At 48.5% G+C, this 21,116-nt stretch carries 20 protein-coding genes, 2 tRNA genes and 1 CRISPR repeat array; of the genes, 8 read left to right on the top strand and 14 right to left on the bottom strand.

All coding sequences use genetic code 11. The features are described from left to right. Window positions 1-71 precede the first annotated feature (71 nt). Together EML15_RS04800 and EML15_RS04805 are read left to right on the top strand one after the other, a co-directional pair. Entirely contained in the window at window positions 72-2,081 is a 2,010-nt protein-coding gene (locus tag EML15_RS04800; RefSeq protein ID WP_144273723.1) for a PTS mannitol transporter subunit IICBA, read from the top strand. After that, entirely contained in the window at window positions 2,078-3,220 is a 1,143-nt protein-coding gene (locus EML15_RS04805; protein WP_144273724.1) for a mannitol-1-phosphate 5-dehydrogenase, read from the top strand. The genes EML15_RS04800 and EML15_RS04805 overlap by 4 nt, the downstream gene beginning before the upstream one ends. Here EML15_RS04805 and EML15_RS04810 read toward each other — a convergent pair. The 4 genes from EML15_RS04810 to hisC all read right to left on the bottom strand — a co-directional run bounded on the left by EML15_RS04810 (window position 3,201) and on the right by hisC (window position 8,983). Continuing rightward, window positions 3,201-7,067, bottom strand: coding sequence for a Pls/PosA family non-ribosomal peptide synthetase (locus EML15_RS04810; protein ID WP_144273725.1), 3,867 nt, complete (start codon window positions 7,065-7,067; stop codon window positions 3,201-3,203). The two genes, EML15_RS04805 and EML15_RS04810, sit on opposite strands and share 20 nt — an antisense overlap. Window positions 7,068-7,081: 14 nt before the next feature. Further along, on the bottom strand, window positions 7,082-7,525 hold the full coding sequence (locus EML15_RS04815) for a MarR family winged helix-turn-helix transcriptional regulator (RefSeq protein ID WP_144273726.1): 444 nt from the start codon (window positions 7,523-7,525) through the stop codon (window positions 7,082-7,084). A gap of 68 nt (window positions 7,526-7,593) precedes the next feature. Then, the gene (locus tag EML15_RS04820; protein ID WP_144273727.1) at window positions 7,594-7,881 is read right to left on the bottom strand and encodes a rhodanese-like domain-containing protein; all 288 of its coding nucleotides are present in this window, start codon (window positions 7,879-7,881) and stop codon (window positions 7,594-7,596) included. Between the two features lie 34 nt (window positions 7,882-7,915). Beyond that, window positions 7,916-8,983 carry a histidinol-phosphate transaminase gene (hisC, locus tag EML15_RS04825; protein ID WP_144274132.1) on the bottom strand — a complete coding sequence of 356 codons (1,068 nt, stop codon included), beginning with the start codon at window positions 8,981-8,983 and terminating at the stop codon, window positions 7,916-7,918. A gap of 228 nt (window positions 8,984-9,211) precedes the next feature. Here hisC and EML15_RS04830 point away from each other — a divergent pair. Continuing rightward, window positions 9,212-9,300, top strand: a tRNA-Ser gene (locus EML15_RS04830). 457 nt (window positions 9,301-9,757) lie between these two features. Here the strand turns inward: EML15_RS04830 and EML15_RS04835 are convergent. Further along, window positions 9,758-10,354: a TetR/AcrR family transcriptional regulator gene (locus EML15_RS04835; RefSeq protein ID WP_144273728.1), complete on the bottom strand. Its 597-nt coding sequence runs from the start codon at window positions 10,352-10,354 to the stop codon at window positions 9,758-9,760. Window positions 10,355-10,442: 88 nt separating this feature from the next. Here EML15_RS04835 and EML15_RS04840 point away from each other — a divergent pair, with 88 nt between their 5' ends. Together EML15_RS04840 and EML15_RS10135 are read left to right on the top strand one after the other, a co-directional pair. Further along, window positions 10,443-12,002: an ATP-binding cassette domain-containing protein gene (locus EML15_RS04840; RefSeq protein ID WP_185967176.1), complete on the top strand. Its 1,560-nt coding sequence runs from the start codon at window positions 10,443-10,445 to the stop codon at window positions 12,000-12,002. A 221-nt stretch (window positions 12,003-12,223) separates the two neighbouring features. After that, entirely contained in the window at window positions 12,224-12,448 is a 225-nt protein-coding gene (locus tag EML15_RS10135; RefSeq protein ID WP_246858131.1) for a hypothetical protein, read from the top strand. Between the two features lie 68 nt (window positions 12,449-12,516). Here EML15_RS10135 and EML15_RS04850 read toward each other — a convergent pair whose 3' ends face one another. Then, entirely contained in the window at window positions 12,517-12,894 is a 378-nt protein-coding gene (locus EML15_RS04850) for a hypothetical protein (protein ID WP_144273731.1), read from the bottom strand. A gap of 216 nt (window positions 12,895-13,110) precedes the next feature. Here EML15_RS04850 and EML15_RS04855 point away from each other — a divergent pair, with 216 nt between their 5' ends. After that, a complete protein-coding gene (locus tag EML15_RS04855; protein WP_144273732.1) occupies window positions 13,111-14,064 on the top strand; it encodes an aldo/keto reductase in 954 nt (317 codons plus the stop codon). 135 nt (window positions 14,065-14,199) lie between these two features. Continuing rightward, window positions 14,200-14,272, top strand: a tRNA-Arg gene (locus EML15_RS04860). 104 nt (window positions 14,273-14,376) lie between these two features. On the opposite strand, the gene EML15_RS10200 is transcribed toward EML15_RS04860, so the two are convergent. Then, window positions 14,377-14,505: a hypothetical protein gene (locus EML15_RS10200; protein ID WP_255455983.1), complete on the bottom strand. Its 129-nt coding sequence runs from the start codon at window positions 14,503-14,505 to the stop codon at window positions 14,377-14,379. A gap of 170 nt (window positions 14,506-14,675) precedes the next feature. Further along, window positions 14,676-15,032, bottom strand: a complete 357-nt coding sequence (locus tag EML15_RS04865) for a hypothetical protein (RefSeq protein ID WP_144273733.1) — start codon at window positions 15,030-15,032, stop codon at window positions 14,676-14,678. 29 nt (window positions 15,033-15,061) lie between these two features. Here EML15_RS04865 and EML15_RS04870 point away from each other — a divergent pair, with 29 nt between their 5' ends. Beyond that, entirely contained in the window at window positions 15,062-15,202 is a 141-nt protein-coding gene (locus EML15_RS04870) for a hypothetical protein (RefSeq protein ID WP_185967177.1), read from the top strand. 16 nt (window positions 15,203-15,218) lie between these two features. Here EML15_RS04870 and EML15_RS04875 read toward each other — a convergent pair whose 3' ends face one another. The 6 genes from EML15_RS04875 to cas6e form a co-directional block, all read right to left on the bottom strand. Beyond that, on the bottom strand, window positions 15,219-15,359 hold the full coding sequence (locus tag EML15_RS04875) for a hypothetical protein (RefSeq protein ID WP_185967178.1): 141 nt from the start codon (window positions 15,357-15,359) through the stop codon (window positions 15,219-15,221). Between the two features lie 190 nt (window positions 15,360-15,549). Next, window positions 15,550-16,310: direct repeats of the CRISPR family, unit length 28 nt; unit sequence GAAATACCTCCGCATACGCGGAGAAGAT. 18 nt (window positions 16,311-16,328) lie between these two features. Then, on the bottom strand, window positions 16,329-16,721 hold the full coding sequence (gene cas2e / locus EML15_RS04880; protein WP_144273734.1) for a type I-E CRISPR-associated endoribonuclease Cas2e: 393 nt from the start codon (window positions 16,719-16,721) through the stop codon (window positions 16,329-16,331). Next, a complete protein-coding gene (locus EML15_RS10205; protein WP_255455984.1) occupies window positions 16,721-16,855 on the bottom strand; it encodes a hypothetical protein in 135 nt (44 codons plus the stop codon). The genes cas2e and EML15_RS10205 overlap by 1 nt, the downstream gene beginning before the upstream one ends. Window positions 16,856-16,860: 5 nt before the next feature. Next, window positions 16,861-17,691, bottom strand: a complete 831-nt coding sequence (cas1, locus tag EML15_RS04885; RefSeq protein ID WP_246858132.1) for a CRISPR-associated endonuclease Cas1 — start codon at window positions 17,689-17,691, stop codon at window positions 16,861-16,863. Beyond that, window positions 17,691-20,315 carry a CRISPR-associated helicase Cas3' gene (gene cas3 / locus EML15_RS04890; protein ID WP_144273735.1) on the bottom strand — a complete coding sequence of 875 codons (2,625 nt, stop codon included), beginning with the start codon at window positions 20,313-20,315 and terminating at the stop codon, window positions 17,691-17,693. Before cas3 ends, cas1 begins: the two co-directional genes overlap by 1 nt. 32 nt (window positions 20,316-20,347) lie before the next feature. Continuing rightward, entirely contained in the window at window positions 20,348-21,019 is a 672-nt protein-coding gene (gene cas6e, locus EML15_RS04895; RefSeq protein WP_144273736.1) for a type I-E CRISPR-associated protein Cas6/Cse3/CasE, read from the bottom strand. Window positions 21,020-21,116 lie beyond the last annotated feature (97 nt).

A 21,116-nucleotide genomic window follows, 5' to 3' on the forward strand; every position in this document is an offset into this window, starting at 1 on the left:
TGATGTTGAAGTGCCACGGGTATCTTTTTTAGAATTATGACTACAGTTGCGCTCTGCTTAAGCCAGTAGTTATGAGACAAAACAGAGCGCAAAAATTTTTCCTAGAAAGTTTCATTGTGACTCAAGCAGCTACAGATACCCGACCACGTACCACACAAGGTGGAATCCGGGTCAGAGTACAAAAATTTGGCACCTTCTTATCCTCAATGATTATGCCCAATATCGGCGCATTCATCGCCTGGGGAATTATCACAGCACTATTTATTCCAGATGGATATTTCCCCAATGAGAAAATCGCCACGCTCGTTAGCGCAATGGTGTTCTATCTTTTACCAATTCTCATTGCATACTCTGGTGGACGGCTCATTTACGACGTTCGCGGTGGCGTCGTCGGTGCTATTGCCACAATGGGTGTCATCATGGGAACAAGCAGCGAAGTATTCCTCGACAAAGGCGAAAGCGGCTCGCCAATGTTCTTGGGCGCAATGATCTGTGGTCCGCTTTTCGCCTGGTTAATGAAGAAACTTGATGCCCTATGGGACGGAAAAATCAAACCAGGCTTTGAGATGCTGGTATCAAATTTCTCCGCAGGTATTTTTGCTGCTCTTGGAGCGATTGCCTCCATGTTCTTACTCACCCCAGTGATGAATGTGGTGATGGCTGCCGCAGCCCGCGCAGTGGAGTTTCTCATCAGCAATAATCTCTTGTTCCTCACCTCGATTCTCATCGAGCCAGCCAAGGTTCTATTCCTCAACAATGCGATCAACCACGGTATTCTTACACCACTAGGCACCGAGCAGGCGGTGGATCAAGGATATTCGCTTCTGTTCCTACTGGAAGCAAATCCCGGACCCGGGTTGGGTATTCTGCTTGCCTATACTTTCTTTGGTCGTGGCTCTGCTAAAGCAACAGCCCCCGGTGCTGCGATTATTCATTTCTTCGGTGGTATTCACGAGATTTATTTCCCGTATGTTCTCATGAAACCAGTCCTCATTGTGGCAGCAATAGCAGGTGGCATGGCTGGTATCTTCACTGAGACACTCTTAGGTGCCGGTCTTGGTTCCACGGCAGCCCCAGGTTCCATCATCGCAATTTTGGGAGTCACCGCGCCAGGCAAACATATTGCAGTTATTGCAGGTGTGCTCATGGCAGCAGTGGTATCCGGTGTTATTGCTTCGCTTATTCTCAAGTTCTCCAAAACTGCTACTGAGGACTTGCATGAGGCAACGCAGAAGATGCAGCAGATGAAAGGAAAGAAGTCTGCCGTGGCGTCGAGTGCGCTGGGGGATAAAGATGCGCAGACTCCTCTGATTTCTCGCATTGTGTTTGCCTGTGATGCAGGTATGGGTTCTTCTGCAATGGGTGCTTCGGTTTTGCGCAATAAAATTAATGACGCTGGGTTTGGCAAACAAGTCAGTGTGGTCAATTGCGCAATCAATAACCTCACCGACTCTTATGACCTGCTTATCTGCCATGAAGATCTCGTAGACCGAGCACAGGCGAAAACCCCTTCCGCTATGCATATTACGGTGGATAATTTCATGGCATCACCGCGCTATGACGAGATTGTTGCGCTCATTAGTAGCCAGCGTCAACCGCAGTCTGGCGACGCCACTCCAGTAGAATCACCAGCAGAACCTGAAGAGAAAAGCGAATTGTTGCGCCCAGAAAACATCATTCTCAGTGGTAGTGCCGGCAGTAGAGATGAGGCTATTGAAGAAGCTGGTGCACTATTAGTGCGTGCTGGTGCTGTGGATGCAAGCTATGTTGCTGCAATGCATGAACGCGAAGCATCAGTATCAACATTTATGGGCAATGGTCTAGCAATTCCGCATGGCACTAATGAGGCAAAACAATATATCAAACATTCTGCCTTGGCATTTGTGCGTTATGAGCAGCCGGTGGACTGGGGCGGAAAAGAAGCACACTTCGTTATTGCTATTGCGGGTGCGGATGGTTCGCACCTGAAGATCCTATCGAAGATCGCAAAGTTATTCGCGAAGAAAGATAGCGTACAACAATTACATGATGCAGCTACGCAAGAAGACATACTCGATATTTTTGGAAAGGTAACCGCATGAAAGCCTTACATTTTGGAGCAGGCAATATCGGTCGAGGCTTTGTTGGTGTTATTCTCCACAATGCCGGCTATGAGCTCGTATTTGCAGATGTTTCTGCTGAGCTTATCGACGCACTCAATACCCAAGAGTCCTACACAGTTCATGAAGTAGGAGAGCAACCACGCGATATTGAGGTCACGAATTTCTCAGGTGTTAATTCTGCACAAGATCTTGAGCAGTTGTATGAGCATATTGCCAGTGCTGATCTGATCACTACGGCAGTCGGCCCTCGGGTCTTGGAGATTATTGCGCCGACGATTGCCGAGGGATTGCGTCGAAAGCAAGGGGATAAGGTAGCGATTTTGGCGTGTGAGAATGCCATCAATGCCACTGAAGGGCTCGCCCGTGCTATTCGAGAGCATTATCCCCAAGCAGACGACGTCGCTCTCTTCGCTAACACTGCTGTTGATCGTATTGTGCCCAATCAAAAACCAGGGCAAGGGTTGGATGTTACGGTAGAAAATTATTTTGAGTGGGTGGTGGAACAGACACCTTTCGGGGAAAACATACCAGAAATACCTGGAGTGACCTGGGTAGCTGATCTGGAACCCTATATCACTCGCAAACTTTTTACCGTCAATACCGGACACGCGGCGACTGCATACTTTGGTAATGATGCCGGGATAACAAAAATTTCCGACGCGCTTGCCAACCCCGAGGTACATCAGAAAGTGGCGGCGGTTCTAGCGGAAACCAAACAACTTTTGGTAGAAAAATACGAGTTTAGTGAGCAACAACAGCAAGAATATGTGGATAAAATTCTTGTGCGCTTTGCCAACCCACAACTCCCAGACACCACTGATCGAGTAGGACGCGCACCTCTGCGCAAAATATCCGAGCACGAGCGCTTTATTGGACCTGCAGCACAATTAGCACAGCGCGGGCATCGACCAGCAGCATTGCTCGACGCAGTGGGAGCTGCCTTGAACTTTGATGTGGAATCAGATAGCGAATCTCAGGAGCTCCAGCGTCGGTTGAGCTTGACAGAGGGCAAAGAGGAAGCAGTGGCGGAACTGGTTACTGACCTATGTGGTATCCCCAGTTCGCACCCACTATTTGCGGATTTATTAGCTGTTTTCCTTAAGAAAGCGGCTCAGTAGGCTCAATAGGATTACCCTGCCATAGGGTATGCGGTGGTATCTGGTCACCTCGCATGACGAGGGAACCAGGTGCCACCGTGGTATTTTCACCAATGTGGCTGCCTGGTAACGCCACAGAATGTGCCCCAAGGGTAGCACCAGCGTCGATAGTAACTGTGCCCAAACTCATCACACGATCTTGGAATAAGTGAGTTTGCACCACGGTACCTGGGCCAATACTTGCCCCAGCGCCGACATGACACAGATCAGTCTCCGGGAACCAATAGGATTCTACCCACGCACCCTTGCCAATTTTTGCGCCCAATAACCGCAACCCAACATTGAGTGACCCTGTGCCCAAATTCGGACCCAAAAACCATGGTGCAGCCACGACTTCCACCAAAGTATCTTGCAGCTCATTAAGCCACACGAACCAACTCCACAGGGGATGATCCCCCGCTTTGTGCTGCCCAACGCATAGCCACTTCACCACGACCGTTATCAGTAGTGCGACCACACCAGCAGCCATCAACACTAGCCCACTGAGCAGCCACATTAGTGCTAAACCATGATGAGTATAGAGCCACTGCAAAACTACCATAACGCTTGTTGCTAACACGGCTGAAACCATAACCGCACTCAGGCGCAGCGTTTCGACGAACCCGCGCATGATTTTCACCGTTAGCCCAGGATTATAGGTGCGCATTTCGCCTTCTTCTGCTTGCACTTGCACTCGACGCATACGCTCTGGTGGCGAACCCCACCAGTTAGAACCAGCCTTTGCTTTATTCGGAGTAGAAGAAAGCACAGCGACCAAAGACTTTTTCGCCAAGCGTCTACCTGGACCTGCAATACCAGAGTTGCCCACAAAGGAACGCTTACCAATGCGAGTGTGATCGGCAAAGAGCCAACCACCACCTAGTTCATAACCACCGATGAGAGTGTCGTCGGCAAGAAAAGCACCATCACGTACCTCTACCAACTGCGGCACCATCACTGAGGTAGAGATTTCGACATTCTTACCGATTTTTGCGCCCAAACTACGTAACCACAAGGGGGTCAATTGGGACGCATAAAGGATAAAGAGATGGGTGCGGGCATCATCCATGAGCCGCTCAATGAACCAAATGCGCCAACCTAAGAAAGAGCGCACCGGAGTAATTTTAGGACTTAGGTTAAGCCCCAACAGGCGCACCAAAAGCCAAATCATGAGCATATAAGTAGCAAAAGCAACCAGCGCTCCCACCGGCGCGGTGGCAATAAGCCCCACTGGGGTATCTGACAGTGCAAACATAGCAGCCCCGCCCACTGCCAACGCAAACAGCGGCAATAGTGCCAGCACAATAGAGGACAAACCATAAATAGGCACCCACCAGGAACGTCGCGGTGGACGAGTATCCGGAAAATGCTGCTTAGACTTACCCACCTTATGCGCTGGAGAACCAGCCCACCTAGCCCTATCCTTTACAACAGCATTACTCATCAAGGTAGAACCAGGCTCTACATGAGCCTCAGCACCAACACGAGTATGCGGCATCAAAGTAGAGCGAGTACCAATACGTGCGCCAGCACCAATGTCAATAGTGCCGACGTGGATGCGATCACCATCCACCCAATAGCCACTGAGATCTACTTCAGGCTCTACTGAACAATTTTTTCCTAAGCTAAGCAGACCAGTAACCGGCGGCAAAGAATGCAGATTAACACCCTTGCCCATTTTTACCCCCAGAGTGCGCGCATAGTAATTGACCCACGTCGCACCAGCAATAGAACGTGAACCCGAGGCATCAGCAAGACGCTCAGCAGCCCAAATGCGCAGGTGCACTGCACCACCGCGCGCATATGTGCCAGGGGCAATGCCATGCGTAATAAGTCGTGCACCCAAGCCACCAATGGGTAAACGCCCCAAAGGGGTTGCAAAAATAAGAAAGAGCAGTAACACCCAGAACCAATTGAGTGGGTGCGCCCACGGCACCCCACATAGTGCAGCCACATTATTGAGCAGCAATAAACAAACCACCCATGTTGTTGCCTGCAACGTCATAATGGGAACCTGAATCAACCCTTGAGTAAGGCGAGTGCCCATGCCTACAGGTTTTACTATGCGAGTAGGTTGCGTGGCTGCGGCAGGAGAATCATGTGGGGTAATGCTATCGATTTTCTCGGCCAAAGCACCAAGACGCGGGTGATCATAAAGATCACGCACAGAGAGGGTAGGCACCCGAGAACGAATCCGCCCCACCAGAGTGGCTGCCGCCAGTGACGTACCACCGAGCGCAAAGAAATCCGCATCTGTATCAGAAATGGATACGCCAAGTACCTCCACCCATAGCGTTGCCAACCACTGCTCAGTACGACTAAGTCCAGAGGCTTCTACCGTAGTTCCTGGTAGTGGCCACGGAAGGGCTTTTTTATCCACTTTGCCAGAAGTAGTGACCGGCAGGTCGTCGAGCACGTGCAAACGTGGAACTAATGCAGCAGGCATGATCTCACTCAGACGCTGCCTCGCGCGCTCATGATCAAAACCCTGTTCTGGGTCATTGAGACTAAGATAACCGACCAATACTTTTTCGCCAGCAGCGGTATTTTGGACAACTACCGTGGAAGAACGCACATTCTCAAGTGCAGCCAAGTGAGCATCAACTTCACCAAGTTCAATACGCCGACCACCAATTTTAACCTGGTCGTCGATACGCCCAATGAAATAAAGCCCATCAGCCTCAAGACGCACATGATCTCCAGAGCGATATGCTCGCTCCCAACCAACCTGCGGCAAAGGCGCATATTTCTCTTTGTCTTTCTCCGGGTCGAGATAGCGCGCCAAGCCGACACCACCAATGACCAACTCACCGACTTCACCCGGAGCAACCGGATTGCCCTGCTCGTCGACGACCACCAAATCCCAACCAGCCAACGGCAACCCAATAGACACTGGCTTGCCAGGGTAGAGCTGCGTAGCACAAGCAACCACAGTTGCTTCAGTAGGGCCATAGGTGTTCCACACCTCGCGCTCAGGGGTAGAAAGGCGTTCGACCAGTTCTGCTGAACAGGCTTCACCACCGACAATGAGCAAACGGATATTATCCAATGCTTCACTAGGCCACATACCAGCAAGGGTCGGAACAGTGCTTACGGCAGTGATATCGCGCCTAATAAGCCAAGGACCAAGGTCAAGGCCAGAGCGCACCAAGGAACGTGGGGCAGGGACTAAGCAGGCACCGTGCGCCCAGGCCAACCACATTTCTTCGCAGGAGGCGTCGAAAGCCACGGACAGTCCCGCCAATACTCGGTCATCAGTGTTGAGCGGGCCACCAGGGGAATTCACCAAGAAAAGCTGGGATTCTGCGTCCACAAAGGCAGCAGCACTGCGATGACTTACTGCCACACCTTTAGGTTTTCCAGTGGAGCCTGAGGTGAAAATGATCCATGCGTCATCGTCGGGGGTGGGGCGGTTGGTATCACCTGTGGAACGAGGGGCAAGCATATGGAACCCCTGGGCGTCGAATAGCCCGTTGATAGCTGCTTCGCCAAAAACCATCTCTGCACGTTCATCAGGGTCGTCAGCATCCACAGGTACATAAGCGGCACCAGCTGCCAAAGTGGCAAGAATACTGATGTAAAGGTCACGATGTCCAGAAGGCATCCGAATACCAATGCGATCGCCGCGCCGCACTCCCTGTGAATGCATAAAATCGGCGAGTTGATGCACTTCATCAAGCAACTCGCCGTAGGTAAGAATATCGCCATCGTCAATGGCAGCTGCATCTGGCACATCATGCGCAGTAGCGCAGAATATCTCGTATAGTGTGCGGGGTGCAGGGGCGTGGGCACTGCGTAAAAATTGGGCTGGATAGCTAGAAATACTCATTGTCACCAGGTGTTTTATTCTTCTTCGGCTGCAATAATGGACTTGGCTAATTTGCGTAAATGTTTCAGCTGCTTAGACGTAGACTCATCCAAGGCACGATCCTCAGCCTGTGTTACCAATTCACTGAGATCTTTCTGTTTATTCCGTCCCTTTTTCGTGGACATAACGATTTGCCTACGACGATCCTTCGGATCTCGTTCCCGCTTAACCCAATTATTCTTCTCTAAGGAATCAATAAGGCGCACCATGTCTGACGCATCAATGGCAAGAATCTCACACAATGACGCTTGACTGGCAGCATGGTGCCCAGATAAGCAGGTCAAAACCCAATAACCGCGAAGAGTAATTTTATGCTCCGCAAGTGAAGCCTCTACCTCGTCACGGGTGCGGCGTCGCAAACGCTCCAATTGAAAAGAAGGCGATGCTAAGAGCGCAGCAGGCAGCTCAGAATTAGTCATATAGCTTATGTTAAGCCAAATCGTGGGTGTTTTCCATTAATTAAATAGAGGCAAGCTCACCTGGTGGTTTACTCAGTAGGTAACTGGGCGGCAAGCCAAGCCATCATTCCGCCGTCCACATTAATCGCTGACACACCCTGCCCAGCCAGATAGGAAACCACCTGTGCGCTGCGCACACCAGCCTTGCAAATGACATAGATATCTTTGCTGCTATCAAGCTCGTGCAGGTGCTCAGGGAACACCGACATGGGTATATTAACCGAGCCGCTGGCGTGTACCTGAGCAAACTCATCTACTTCACGCACATCAATAAGCTGAGCATCGCGAGGGACATCATGCACACTAACTATTCTCATGACCCCATAGTCTAGCCAGTAGCGCACAGTTTGGTTAGTGCCGAATCTTTTCCCAGGCAGCAAGCAATCGTTGTGTCTCCTGCGCATCGGTAATAGTAATGCGCACTCCCTCAGGAAAAGAACGCACCAAAATATCATGCTCAGCAAAGGCTGCTGCAAGCTCCTGAGACTCCTGCGCCGACTGGGTAGGCAACCAAATGAAATTACTCTCAGAAGGCGCAGCACCCAATGCCAATGCCGCACGCTCCCGCTGCTCGACGACTACCTCAGTGCGAGCCAGCAATTCTTGAGCAGCCGCCAAACTTGCCACGGCTCCCGCCTGCGCCACCGCATTGACACCGAAAGGAAGGGCAACCTTGTTCAGGGCGTCGATAAGCTGGGGATTACCAAGGGCATACCCCACGCGTAACCCAGCCAACCCATAAGCCTTAGAGAAAGTTCGCACCCCAATGACATTGGGATAATCGCGAACATAATCCAGGGATTGCGGGCTATCTGGATCACGCATGAACTCGATATAGGCTTCGTCGAGAGCAATGATGATATGCGGGGGAACAGCAGCGAGAAAACGCTCGAAATCCTGCCGAGAAATGGTGGTGCCAGTGGGATTATTTGGATTACAGACAAAAATCAACTTTGTGCGCTGCGTGATAGCAGCAGCCATTGCTTCAAGATCATTGCGTAACTGGCTGGTCAGCGCAATAGGAACAGATGTAGCGCCAGTAACCGTAGTGAAAATAGGGTACGCCTCAAAACTACGCCAAGGGAAAATGACCTCATCGCCAGGACCAGCACAAATCTGCACTAGCCCCTGACACAGTGCCGAAGAACCACAACCAACAGCAACCTCTGCCACAGTTAACCCCAAATGCTGCGCAAGTGCCTCACGCAATTCCACACTCGCCATATCTGGATAACGGTTCACCGTGCCAACAGCCTCAGTCATAGCGACAACTGCTTGCTCAAGAGGTGGAAAACTCGGCTCATTAGAGGACAATTTCAGCTTTCCGACGCTACGTGCGCCAGGGGAGTAGGTGGGAATACTATCTAAATGAGCCAAAGGGCGTGGTGTGGTTTGTTGTGCAGGGTTGGCTTGGTGCATAGGGTTGGCGGTGTGCTCACGAGGCGATTGTTGTGCAGACATTTTTCCAGCATAGCTCGTTTGAGCAGTAATAGTAGTACAAGGGGGTATGGAGTAGTTGGGTGCTGCCATCGAATGCTGTGGCAGGTAGCAGCAGGTAGTGGTAATGCAATAATGCGGACTGTAATGCGAGTTTGTTTCAGAACATATGTGCTTGTACTATTGTTAAGGATTCCTTGAGGATCACACGGAGACGTGCCAGAGCGGCCGAATGGGGCTCACTGCTAATGAGTTGTCTACTTAACGGTGGACCGGAGGTTCAAATCCTCTCGTCTCCGCAAATCTCCCCCTAGTTCTTGCAGCTAGGGGGAGATTTTTTGTGTTTTTAGGGTTAAGTTGGGGTTAAGGGGCAAAAAGTGTTTTTGGTTGGTGTGCCGCGATGTGAGTGCTTTGTCTGTATGGTGTCGGGATAATAAGCGTGCGTATGTGAGGTTTTTGTACCGTCATCAGGTTTTTCTGCTGCGGTGGTGGCGTTTTTTCTTCATTGACCCTGTGCATACTGGGCATCGTGGTCTGCTTGTTTTTACTGTGTTGAGTTAACCATCACCGCAGCACATAAGGGGGGTGTTTATGGTGGGGTTATTCGATAGCTTATTTGACGCTATTAACCAGGGGTGATGATGGTGTTATGGGCATATTTTCCTCTTAACTCACCGAAAATACGACTACCTTATAGCTTCATTATCGAAGCTATTGAAGAAACTAGTGGGATTCAGAGCTTTTGGAGTCTGGTTTCTAGATGAGAACAAGCTTGTCAACTACATTTCGTATGATTTCCATGGCTTCAGTGTGGCTGATTGATGGGAATCGGGAATTTAAATCTATAGAAAGTCCGTTAACTAAAGCACAAAGAAGGCCAACTGTGGGGGTGGTTGGCTGGTCTGGGGCCAGCGCTGCTTCTTTTTTTAAGATATTAAGCCAATGGGCAATACGTCTATGCGTGTGATCCGTGGCCATTCCTAAAATTTGGTTGGTTAATTCTGGATCAGCATCCGGTGCCGTTGTCCCATCTGTTCTGGGCCAGGGGAGGGAGGAAGACTCTTCCATTGAAGAAGTAGGGAGAAATTGCTGCAAGCACTCAACTAGCCGATCGCTGGCACTTCGTGACGAGTCAAGAATATGGATATCCGATAGGTTTTTTTCGAGATATCTATCCACCACTGCAACACGCAAATCATCTTGTGAGGGAAAGTAATAACGAAGTGTACTTGCCCCGATGGATGCTTCCTTGGCTGCCTTGCGAACACTAAGGGCGCTAATGCCTTCCCTTAAAGCAAGGGTATATGCGGAATCTATGATTCGTTCGCGTTGCTTTTTGACTGTGTCCTCCATGTTTACGAGTTTACGATACTACTCAAATGGTACAGTGTACTATATGGCAAAAGGTGTGACTCTGGCTTGTGAATCAGTCTCCTATCGGGTGGGGGAACGTACTTTATTTCAGGAACTGTCAATGACTCTTGGCTGGGGAGCAAAACTTGGCGTGATTGGGGAAAATGGTGCAGGTAAGTCAACTTTGTTATCGCTACTTGCTGGGGAAATATCCCCCACGTCTGGGTTGGTTGATTCCTCGTCTAAACCAGCGTTTGTGCCTCAGGAAAAAGATTTACTCAGAGGGGACTCCCTGGTCTCTGATGAGATTGCAGCGTGTCTTGAACCTTTGTATGAAATCGAAGAGGAGCTCAATCAAGCATCGCGTGAGCTGGTCGCAGGGGATTCGGGTTCTCTTGAGAAGTATAGTAATGCCTTACAAAGGGCAGAGATTCAAGATGTTTGGTCTGCTCCGCAACGAATTGAACGATATTTATATGGATTGGGTTTAGAGTCGCTATCGCGTCGGCAGCGTGTCGATGAGCTTTCCGCGGGAGAGCGTCGCAGACTTGCTATGGCACTTACTATGGTTTCTCGGCCGGAGATTCTTCTTCTCGATGAACCGTCTAATTATCTCGATGAACAATCACGGATCTTCTTGCAAGATGAAATTAAAAATTGGGAGGGTATAGTCATTTTCGTTTCTCATGATCGGGAATTCTTGGAGAAGGTGCCAACTGGAATATGTGATCTTGATAAGAGCTTTTCCTCTCAGTATCTCTATAGGGGAGCGTACCGCGATTATTTGAAGCAGAAAGACGATGAGATTAATCGATGGAAAGAACGCTACGCTAATGAGCAAGAAGAAATTCGCAGACTTAAGCACACTGTAGCAGTGAAGGCGCATCAGATAAACCATCATCGCGCAATGAGTGACAACAACAAAAAAGCGTACGGTGCACGAGGAGATCGTGTGCAATCACAAATATCACGCCGAGTACGCGCTGCTCGGGAGCGTCTTAACCAGATTAATCGATCGTCTATTCCTGAGCCTCCACAATCTCTAGTGATGTCTATTGCTCCAACTAAAACCCCAGTGCCGTCCTCCGCGCTATTGGCCCAATTGCGATCAGTAAAAGTGAATAAACGATCGAAAAGGGCTATCACACTTGACATTGCTTCGGATGACAAAATAATAGTTACAGGTCCGAACGGCAGTGGAAAAACTACTCTGTTGGAAATCATATCTGGGAAATTAAAGCCCACTCAGGGTTCTATCCTTAAAGGTAACGAAGTTAGCATTGGCTATCTGGGACATGAAGACCTATATTGCCAGGACAAAAGGACTGCCCGTGAGATATACGACTCTTCCACCCCTGATGCAGCACCGAGGCTTACTTCTTTGGGGCTTCTAGAAAATGTAGATATGGCTGCTTGTGAACTTAGTGTGGGCCAGAGGAAGCGGCTAGAATTGGGGATTCTTTTACAAGGAGACCATGATATCCTCTTGCTCGATGAGCCCACCAACCACCTTTCATTGAGATTGTGCGAAGAACTGATTGAGCTGCTCAGTACTTGGCCCGCTTCAGTAATAATTGCGTCGCATGACCCATGGGTGAGGTCACAGCACGGATGGCGGATATTCTCCGTCGTCGAATCCGCCTTTTAGGCTTTTATATTGCCCGGGCAACGAAACGATAGTAGTTTAATGGGGCTATGGTGCTGGTAGTGGTCTCACGGGAAACGTGAATAAGTATCACCAATGAATTGACTGCCTTTGGGTAAGGGTTAAGTTGCAAAAAGTGTTTCTACGTGGGGATGTGAGGGCTAAATAGGGAAAATTGGGAATAAAAGTTGGAAATTAGGAAAGCAAATATAGGAATTAGGTATATGGCTTGGACAGTGGAGCTCATGATGCCGCTTATGCGTAGCGCGATAGTGCTAGCGGCGAGAATAATTCCTGATGCTACACAGCCAACAATCGTGTTAGCAATGATTTTGCCTATAAGAAGATCCTGTGGGCGGATAGTTGCCAAGATGATTTCTACGACACGAGATGCTTTTTCTTCTGTCACTCGTCCGCCGATATTACCAGCGAAGAGGAAGATGAGATAACACATAACTCCTGTGACAATGAGTACGGTGATAATAGATTGGATTTCTGACTCTGATTGCTCTTCATCCTATCCGAAAGTGTGTATATTCACCTGTGATCGCGTCAGCGATTGCTCAAAGTTTTGTGGTGAGATACCGAGGCTGGTGAGTGTATTGTTGTGGTCTATTTTCTCTACGCTCTGGTTGACAAAGTTAATGATGAGTGTGCCAGGATGATTGCGTGCAATCAAATCATAGCCGTGTTCTGTTTTGACCATAGCTGCGTCGATAGTTCCATTGAGTACTTGCTCTGTGGCACTATCCACAGAATCAAGAGTGCTGATTTTTATGCCTGGGTTCTGACCATCTGCTACGCTTGTCTGCTCAAAAGCTGCACTATCCGTGCCAACGACGGCAATCTTCTCAGCTGCTGCATCAGCTACGGTTATGTGAAAATAGGTGCGCATGCTGACTAATGCTCAGCACGGGGTGCTTATTAGATTCCTGAAGGATTAATTAAAAAGATTGATGAAGTGTATGTCCTATTAAATCGCTAATGATCCAGCGATGAGGTATTAATTCTGTTCTTATTGGATAACAGGAAACGTCTTATTGGGAACGCTGAGCTGTGGAAACCTGGCGTCGTTCAGCAAAAAATGGATAAAAGGCGTACAAATGGAAGAATGACTGCAACTGATAAAAATGCCGAAAACACTGAAAACGCCGGAAACGCTAGCTCCGCTGGCAACGCTACTATCGCCCTGCTGGACGGCACCACAATCCCACAACTCGGCTTCGGAACCTGGCAACTCCCAGGTGAGGTTGCCTATGAAGCCACACTCGCCGCCATTAAAACCGGTTATCGGCACATAGACACCGCCGCTATCTACGGCAATGAACAAGAGGTCGGCCAGGCCATTGCGCAGGCAATCGCTGAGGGGATCGTCGCGCGTGAGGATCTCTTTGTGACCACGAAACTCTGGAACTCAGACCAAGAAAAAGCCCAGGAAGCAATGGAATTATCCCTGGAGAAACTAGGCTTGGAGCGTGTTGACCTGTACCTCCTGCACTGGCCATGCCCCGGATACGGCAAATATGTGCAGGCGTGGGAATCCATGATCCAGCTGCGCGAAGCCGGCAAAACCACTTCCATCGGCGTGTGCAACTTCTACCCAGAGGCACTCGACGAACTCATCGCCGTGGGGGAAACGCCCGTGGTGAACCAGATTGAGGTGCACCCCGGTTTTGCTCAGGACACGCTGCGTGCGGAGAATCAGGCGCGCGGGATCCACACCCAAGCATGGTCGCCGCTGGGCCAGGGTAAGGTGTTGGACAATGCGGACATCGCAAGTATCGCTGAGGCGCATGGAAAAACCGCAGCTCAGGTGATAATCCGCTGGCATATTCAACGTGGCGACATCGTCCTGCCGCGCTCCTCCAACGCAGGGCGCATAGCGGAAAACTTCGCCGTCGCAGACTTCGTGCTTGACGACGCCCAGATGGCGGCCATCACTGCACTTGGCGGGGTAGTGAGTAGAAATGGTGCTGGAGCTGCTGGCGCGACTGATGATTCGGCTATAGCGGGACGCATTGGCCCAGATCCAAAGGACTTTAACCGGGGTACGCCGGTGGAGTGATTCCGTATTGGTGCTTGTTTTGCTGTGTATGGGGCTGCTTTAAGGTCGCTGACTAGGTAATTTGCCTATTTGCTGCCTATCGGTGTAACTTTATAACTCGTTGCACAGCAACAAGCAATGCAGTGTCTGCAATGCGCGCCCGTGGCTCAACGGATAGAGCATCTGACTACGGATCAGAAGGTTGGGGGTTCGAATCCCTCCGGGCGCACTTTTGTGAAGTCTCGAGGCATCGTTCCTAAAATGGTGGTTCGGGATTTTCTTTTTTTTGGGGGGTGCTTAGCAAAACGTCGAAGGCATAAAACGCTAGATTGTTTAGCCTTCTGGTTTTAGACCTTTGTCGATGGCTATACCTAATATGAGGTATGCGGGAAGGAAAAACGTGCTTGCTCCCGCAAGCAGCATGATAAGCCCAGCGCTTGCACCTAGTAGTGTGAATTTCATTTAGTATCTCCTTTCGGTATTGTTAAGAGGGGTGTCCCCAGCTAGTAGCGGTAGCTGGGGGCTTTTCTTTCACCTTTTGCGAGTGCTTAGCCAGATGATAATCATCAGTGCGTACAATTGGCAATAGCATTTTCCCTGTTACAGCGTCATGAACCATCATATTACTACTGTTAGAGCGCTATTTTAGTGTCTTTACTTTGTTCGCGTAGTTCTCTCAGCTCTGGAAATTTGGTTTCGTAGAGTTCGCGCAAAACAGGGGGTATCCTGATAGATGCCCATATTTTACGCAGTAAGGTGTGATTGAGGTATCTGAGATCCTCCACTTTAAGCGCTTCCCTTAGGACAGTGCGATACATGGTATCAATCATTTCTTCTTCATCTAGATCAAAACCATCATCGGTATGCCAATCCAAATAGTTAGGCAGCTTAACGACACCGTTCGTTGGCCCGTCCATATCTTCTAAAGAATCGGGCAGAACATAAGAGCGACCACACACATGACCAGGGTTTAAGGTTTTCTTGCTCATGTTCGCGATGATAAAATATCACTAGCTAAATGTCGTCTAGTATCAGTTTGGGTAGCGGATTGCAGAGCGGCGTTTCGCTCAACAGCATTCTGCTACGTGAAGTGATTCTCGACACTTCACATACTTTGGGGCTGAGTATCTCCACCCACCACGACCGGGGCGCTGGGTGAGCTAGTTTTTATTTCATTAGCGTTTCTTACTTATGATAGTTTGTGTAATGGCAGATAATGCTCCACCTGTGATGATGGAATACCCCCACCATGGTATTTCTAGGAAGATGAAAAATGCCACTGTAAGAGCTAGTAGCGCAAAGTCTGAGTAACGCATTATTGTCTCCTTTTTATGGTAAGAGCAGGTGGGAGAGCGAAAACTCCCTTTTTGAGAGGATCCGGATAATGCTAGTACCTAGACCTCCATTTATTTCTTTCCTTTAGCTTGTGTTATTCCCGCTTCTTTTTAGATTCTATCAGGAAAGTTCTCGTTAGTGTTTCGTCAAGCTTTGCGATTGATTGTCTTGGGAAATACCTCCGCATACGCGGAGAAGATTATACACAGCAGAACCATGAACGCTGTTTGTTGGAAATACCTCCGCATACGCGGAGAAGATGAACACTCCACACGTCATCATTGGTTTGTGTGGGAAATACCTCCGCATACGCGGAGAAGATGCACTTAACGGTCTGGGAGCGTGGATACGGCGGGAAATACCTCCGCATACGCGGAGAAGATAGCTGTCGCACCATTGACTGTATCCACGACAGGGAAATACCTCCGCATACGCGGAGAAGATGACATGAACCTACCACCAACACACCAACAAGCAGAAATACCTCCGCATACGCGGAGAAGATTGCAGCTGTCCCGTAATGAGGGTTATGAGGTCGGAAATACCTCCGCATACGCGGAGAAGATAACCTCTAGCGACCACCTAGCATTTGCTAGACGGAAATACCTCCGCATACGCGGAGAAGATTTGCCTGCCCATTGGTCGTGGAGTTGGTCTGGGGAAATACCTCCGCATACGCGGAGAAGATTCCTATCTGATATTGATACCGGATTAGAGTATGGAAATACCTCCGCATACGCGGAGAAGATAGTACTTTACCGATGGTCTTCATTTCACGCCGTGAAATACCTCCGCATACGCGGAGAAGATATCTTGCTTTTCTTCGCGGGCTTGCTCCACTAGGAAATACCTCCGCATACGCGGAGAAGATGGCTCCGCACCAGAGACGGACACAAGGTCGTAGGAAATACCTCCGCATACGCGGAGAAGATACTATCCCACCTGCGAAATTATAATTCACAAGTCGAGTTTTCGTGTGAAAATAGGTCCAGGTTTAAGTCATCATCGCCATTTCCGCTAGTCTCATTAGTTATGTTTGAGACATTAACGTTATGCCGTGTGGAGTAGGTGCGTTGCGCTAACTGTATGCCATCAAAATCGAAGATAGGGCGGCGTTGATTTCCCGTTGAACGAACCTCAAAACCTTGTTCAGAATCATGCCGAGGAGTGATGAGGATTAATGTTCCTTCGATCGTTGCAGTGTTGCATCGTTCCCATAGGCGTTCTACTACAGCACGCGATGTCACGCCGATGTATAAACCGGGGTCTATCTCTGAGAAAAATCGTGATATGTATCCGGACAGGTGTTCGGGGATGGCGGAGCATTTAATGACAGCAAACATTAACTCTCCTCTTTTGTACCTGCTTTTCCATATTGCGTGTGTCCAGATACTTCGTGATTATTGCCTCCGATGAGTCGGTCATCATTGCGTGCAGGTAAGTGGGGTGAGAGTATCTCGATGAGTGTATTGAGCATATTTTCTACGATTTTGTCCTGGTGGATACGTTTTCTAATTTCACGGCGTATTTTTTATCAAAATCTTCATGTTGTGCGCATGAGAATGCTAGAGGGATTGAGATATTTGGCTTGTATATGTCAGCTAAATCAAAAAGTAAGGAGTTAATGTCACCGCGGTGAATAATTCCTAGTGCGGGGTTTATTCCCAGTGCACCACAAGCAGTTGCTGCGCATCCATAAAGAATGGAATTGGCTAAGTTAAGACCTTGATTAACAGGGTCGTTACTGTTGGTATCGCGTTTGAATCTTTTGATTTTATGTTGGCTTGCTAGACGTTTATATAACGAACGAATGGTTCTTCCTTCAATCCCTCGCATCGCGGCTATGGAATCAACGTTCATTTCCGCTATGCCTAGTTGTTTTCGGTATAGAATACGTGCTGCGTCGCGTGCTCTAGCTTCATTGGCGATAAGTTTTGCTTGTGCTATTGCCCATTTAGCTGACGACGTCAGTGGTGTGCCGAGACTGTAACAGTTGATTCCACCTCCGGAGGTGAACATTATTGACACTCCAGATCTTGCACATGATGTGGCTGCTGGATTGCTTATAGATGTGCCAGGTCCTAGAAGCAATACGCCTAGACCAGCCACGGGTAATTGTATGCGCGCTGCTGGAGGGATATCTGTTGTATGTGATGTTATATCTTCGTAGTCACGTCCAATAGCTACGACGCCAGTTCGGTCTTGGCGAATCAGGCAGTATTCCAGATATAAGAAGGATATTCTGTCTTCTACTCGAATCTGATCTTTTGTGGGTATTTGACTAAAAGCAAGAGCTTCTTCTGAGTATGCCATTATTGTGTACTATCAAGTTGTTCGTGGATAGTAGAAGTGTTATGTCCAACGTATCCTATGTGGGGGTTATATAGTTCTGCTGCATTGTCGATTGCGTGGTATCGGCTGAGCAGATTGCCTGCTGATATTGGAATTGGATGTGCTTTTTCAGCTAGTGCATAACTGATGGATAGTGATCCACCTAATGCTTTTCGGATATCGGAGCGCGTTGATAGTGCGGTTAGATCACTGGAGTGTCCTTTCCACGCACCTGGAATTGTTCCGGTGGGGTCACACAGGATAACGGGGATTGTTGGTTGTTCAATCAAGCGTGTGGTTTTGGTATTTGATTTGTCTTTTTTGGTTATTTGAGAGAAGTCAGCAACCTCGACGTCGTGATCTAAAACATCAGCGAATTTAATGAGCGCATCACGTGCTGTTCGTATTCGTTCGATAGCATAGGCGGCTTCATCTAGTTCTATTTCCGAAGGGTCATCTGATTGAGTTAGCATATCTTCAATCGATAGGGTTGTGGTGTCGATGAATTCTTGAATGTCTCCCGGTAGATTTAATGCGGAATGTTTTTGCAGCCAATCGGCGGTGCGGGCGAGATGTGCTTGATTGTAGGGGAGGGAATTCCCTTTCCCTAAGTCTGAGGGTATTGCGATAGATAGAGTGCGTTCGTTGTTATCTGATAATCGTTCTAAACGGTTCGGATCTATTCTGCGCCATAGTCTTCCAGCACGTTGAATGAGGTTAGCGGCAGGGCATATCTCTATCCGCATTAAGTCAACATCAAAATCTAATGATGCTTCGATTGCTTGTGTGCCGACAACCGTAAGTCCTGTGCTGGTTGATCCTGGGCCAGCTAGTTCATGTAGCTTCGACGCTGCGTCGTTGCGGTGAACGGCCGTCATTCGTGAATGAATAATAATCGTATCTGTACCAAGATGTGAAGCAACTTCTTGTGCCCGCGCGACGGTATTACAAATAATTGCGATCCGTGCCTGTGGATATAGTACACGCATCTGATTGACCCACCTGATATGTGATTCAACAAGATCATCTGTTGCATCAATATCTAATGTAAGTTTTTCGACGTTTGCGGGAAGGTCTATCTGAGTTGAAGATTTTTCGGGATGCCAGGATTCCACTGCCGGAAATTTAGGAGGTAAGGCGGGGGATTTACCTTGATAAGCTTGATATAGACGTTTGTGTTGCCAAGCAGGCAGAGTTGCAGTAAGGAAAGTGACTGGTGTTTTTGTGGCAGCAAACCAAGTCATTAGTTGTGCCATTAATTCAGTCTGATAATGCTCCATAGTGTGAACTTCGTCTACGACTATATGTGCATTTGCGAGTGCTAATAGTCGTAGATGGTTGAATTTAGTGGGCAAAGCACTGATAAGAGCTTGATCAATAGTGCCTACGCATATTGGAGCTAACAGTCTGGATGCTCCAGTACGAACAAATTCAGTAGGGTAAAGGCCGCCCTGATCGTTGTAGTGTTCATCAGTTGTGTCCCTAAAGGTCGTTATTGGCTGAGAATAAAATTCATCCGTAACCGCTAACCCATGCGCGAGCGCTGCAACATTTTTTGTTTCTGAAAATACTTTGTGAATTCGACGCATCATCGCGGTGGTTGTGGCTTGCGTCGGGAGTAAAAATAGGAGGCGTTCATTCCGATGAATATGGCGTAGTAGTGCTGCTTCTGTTTTTCCAGATCCAGTGGCCGCCATGACAGACCACACTCCGTCGCCAGCATGCTCAGCTGCTTGTTGCGCGGGACGTGGGGAATTATTGCCTAAGATGGCGTGACGGGCTGATTTGTAGTCTGCGAAAGGTTGGTAGAGTCCTACAGTTGACTCAACAAGTTTTGCTACATTCTCTTTGCGTATTCTGCACCATTCGTCAGGTTTTTCCAGAAGATTAGGTTGATTCTTTAAGAGGTTTACGCCATATTCCACCCATGGTTGTTGGGAGGCTATTCTGTCGGCAAGTACTAGCAGGCCTGACAGTAGAATTAAGACAGTGGGACTGATGCTCTCTGATAAATTTTCCCGCGTGCAATTGGTTACGTGCTCTATGGTCTTTATAATTTCTTGATGGCTATGACCCCAGAGGGAATCTTGGAAGAACGAATACGCCTTCTTCGCCTTTTTCTGTGCTGTTTTATTAGTGCTGATGACCGAGAATTGTCCATGATGGGCAACCCATACTAGCTCTAACCAGTTATCGACTACTAGATCTTTGGTTTTTATATCTTTTCCCAGTGCGATAACCGAGAAATATTCATGGCGAAAATCAGCATTACTGGTCTTATTCTGCGCATCCGTGCTGGTATTAAAACCATTCTCTGTGAGAGCTGACCTGATAAAATCCCAATCTTTCCCTCGTTTCGAGGGCTGATGCTGAAAGTATGGGCTAGCTTTTCCTAAGTCATGTAATCCAGCCGCTAGACAAAATTGTGCTGACGCTGTGCTACCTAAATCATCTTCTATAAGTTGTTTAAGGCCGGAACGTAACCATTTCTTAAAGAGAAAATCCGCGACGACGGTTGTGTCAAGTAGATGGGCTATGAGTGGATAAAAGGTTGTGTTGTTATCGGAATCTACGATGGTTTTTGCCCATAAGCTCGTGTTTATCATGGCTTATTCCTTAACGTCATTTGTGAGGATCGTCAGATATGACGAGCAGTTAATAGACCGCAACCATAGGATTTTGCGCGACCAATTCCATTGGATAACCATTCATGAAGCTGAGATGCATTGGAAACGGTGCCGATAGCATCTATGGTGTCGATTTGTACGACTAGCTTCTTGGAGTTGGTATCAGTGGTTTTTGCGCCTAGAAGTTCTTGATTGTGATTGACAATCTCGTCAATGTTGATGGCTGGGGAAAGTTTATTGATGATCCATGTGAACAAGGGAGCGGGGCCTGTTTTTGGGTCTATTCTTATGGGTACGGTTGTGTTTTCTTGACGCTTTACCGGGTTGATTGAAAGTCTCAACTCGATTTGATCGCCGTCATTGAACTGGGGGAATGATACTTCTTTTGTGAGGACTTCAGTGGTGAGGTTTTTTGTTGGTTCAACGTTGGATTGGATCAGGAAATAGGGTGCTTGACCAGGGGTGTTTTCTAAACGGAAAAGTATCTTGAATTTTTCCCGCGGGGTGGAGCTATCAATATCTGGAAACAGTGACATGACCATCCGGTGTCGGCTGCGTGGGTCTTGGAGGAAGGTGTTCACAGATCGACTGTTGCTCAATGCTCCAGCTTCGCGTGCGCTACTTAGGGCGGTGTGTACGGGTAGCTTTGTCCAGAAGACTTGGGTCTCTTTTACATCATTCATATTCTTCCCTATCCTTGTTGGTGGTTTTAATTCCCACGAAGCCGTGGGGTAGTTCTAGTTATTTTCGCCGAATCCACTCTTTCCCGCGTGCGCGGGA

It is taken from the genome of Corynebacterium sp. sy017 (genome assembly GCF_017918135.1).
Taxonomy (GTDB): domain Bacteria; phylum Actinomycetota; class Actinomycetes; order Mycobacteriales; family Mycobacteriaceae; genus Corynebacterium.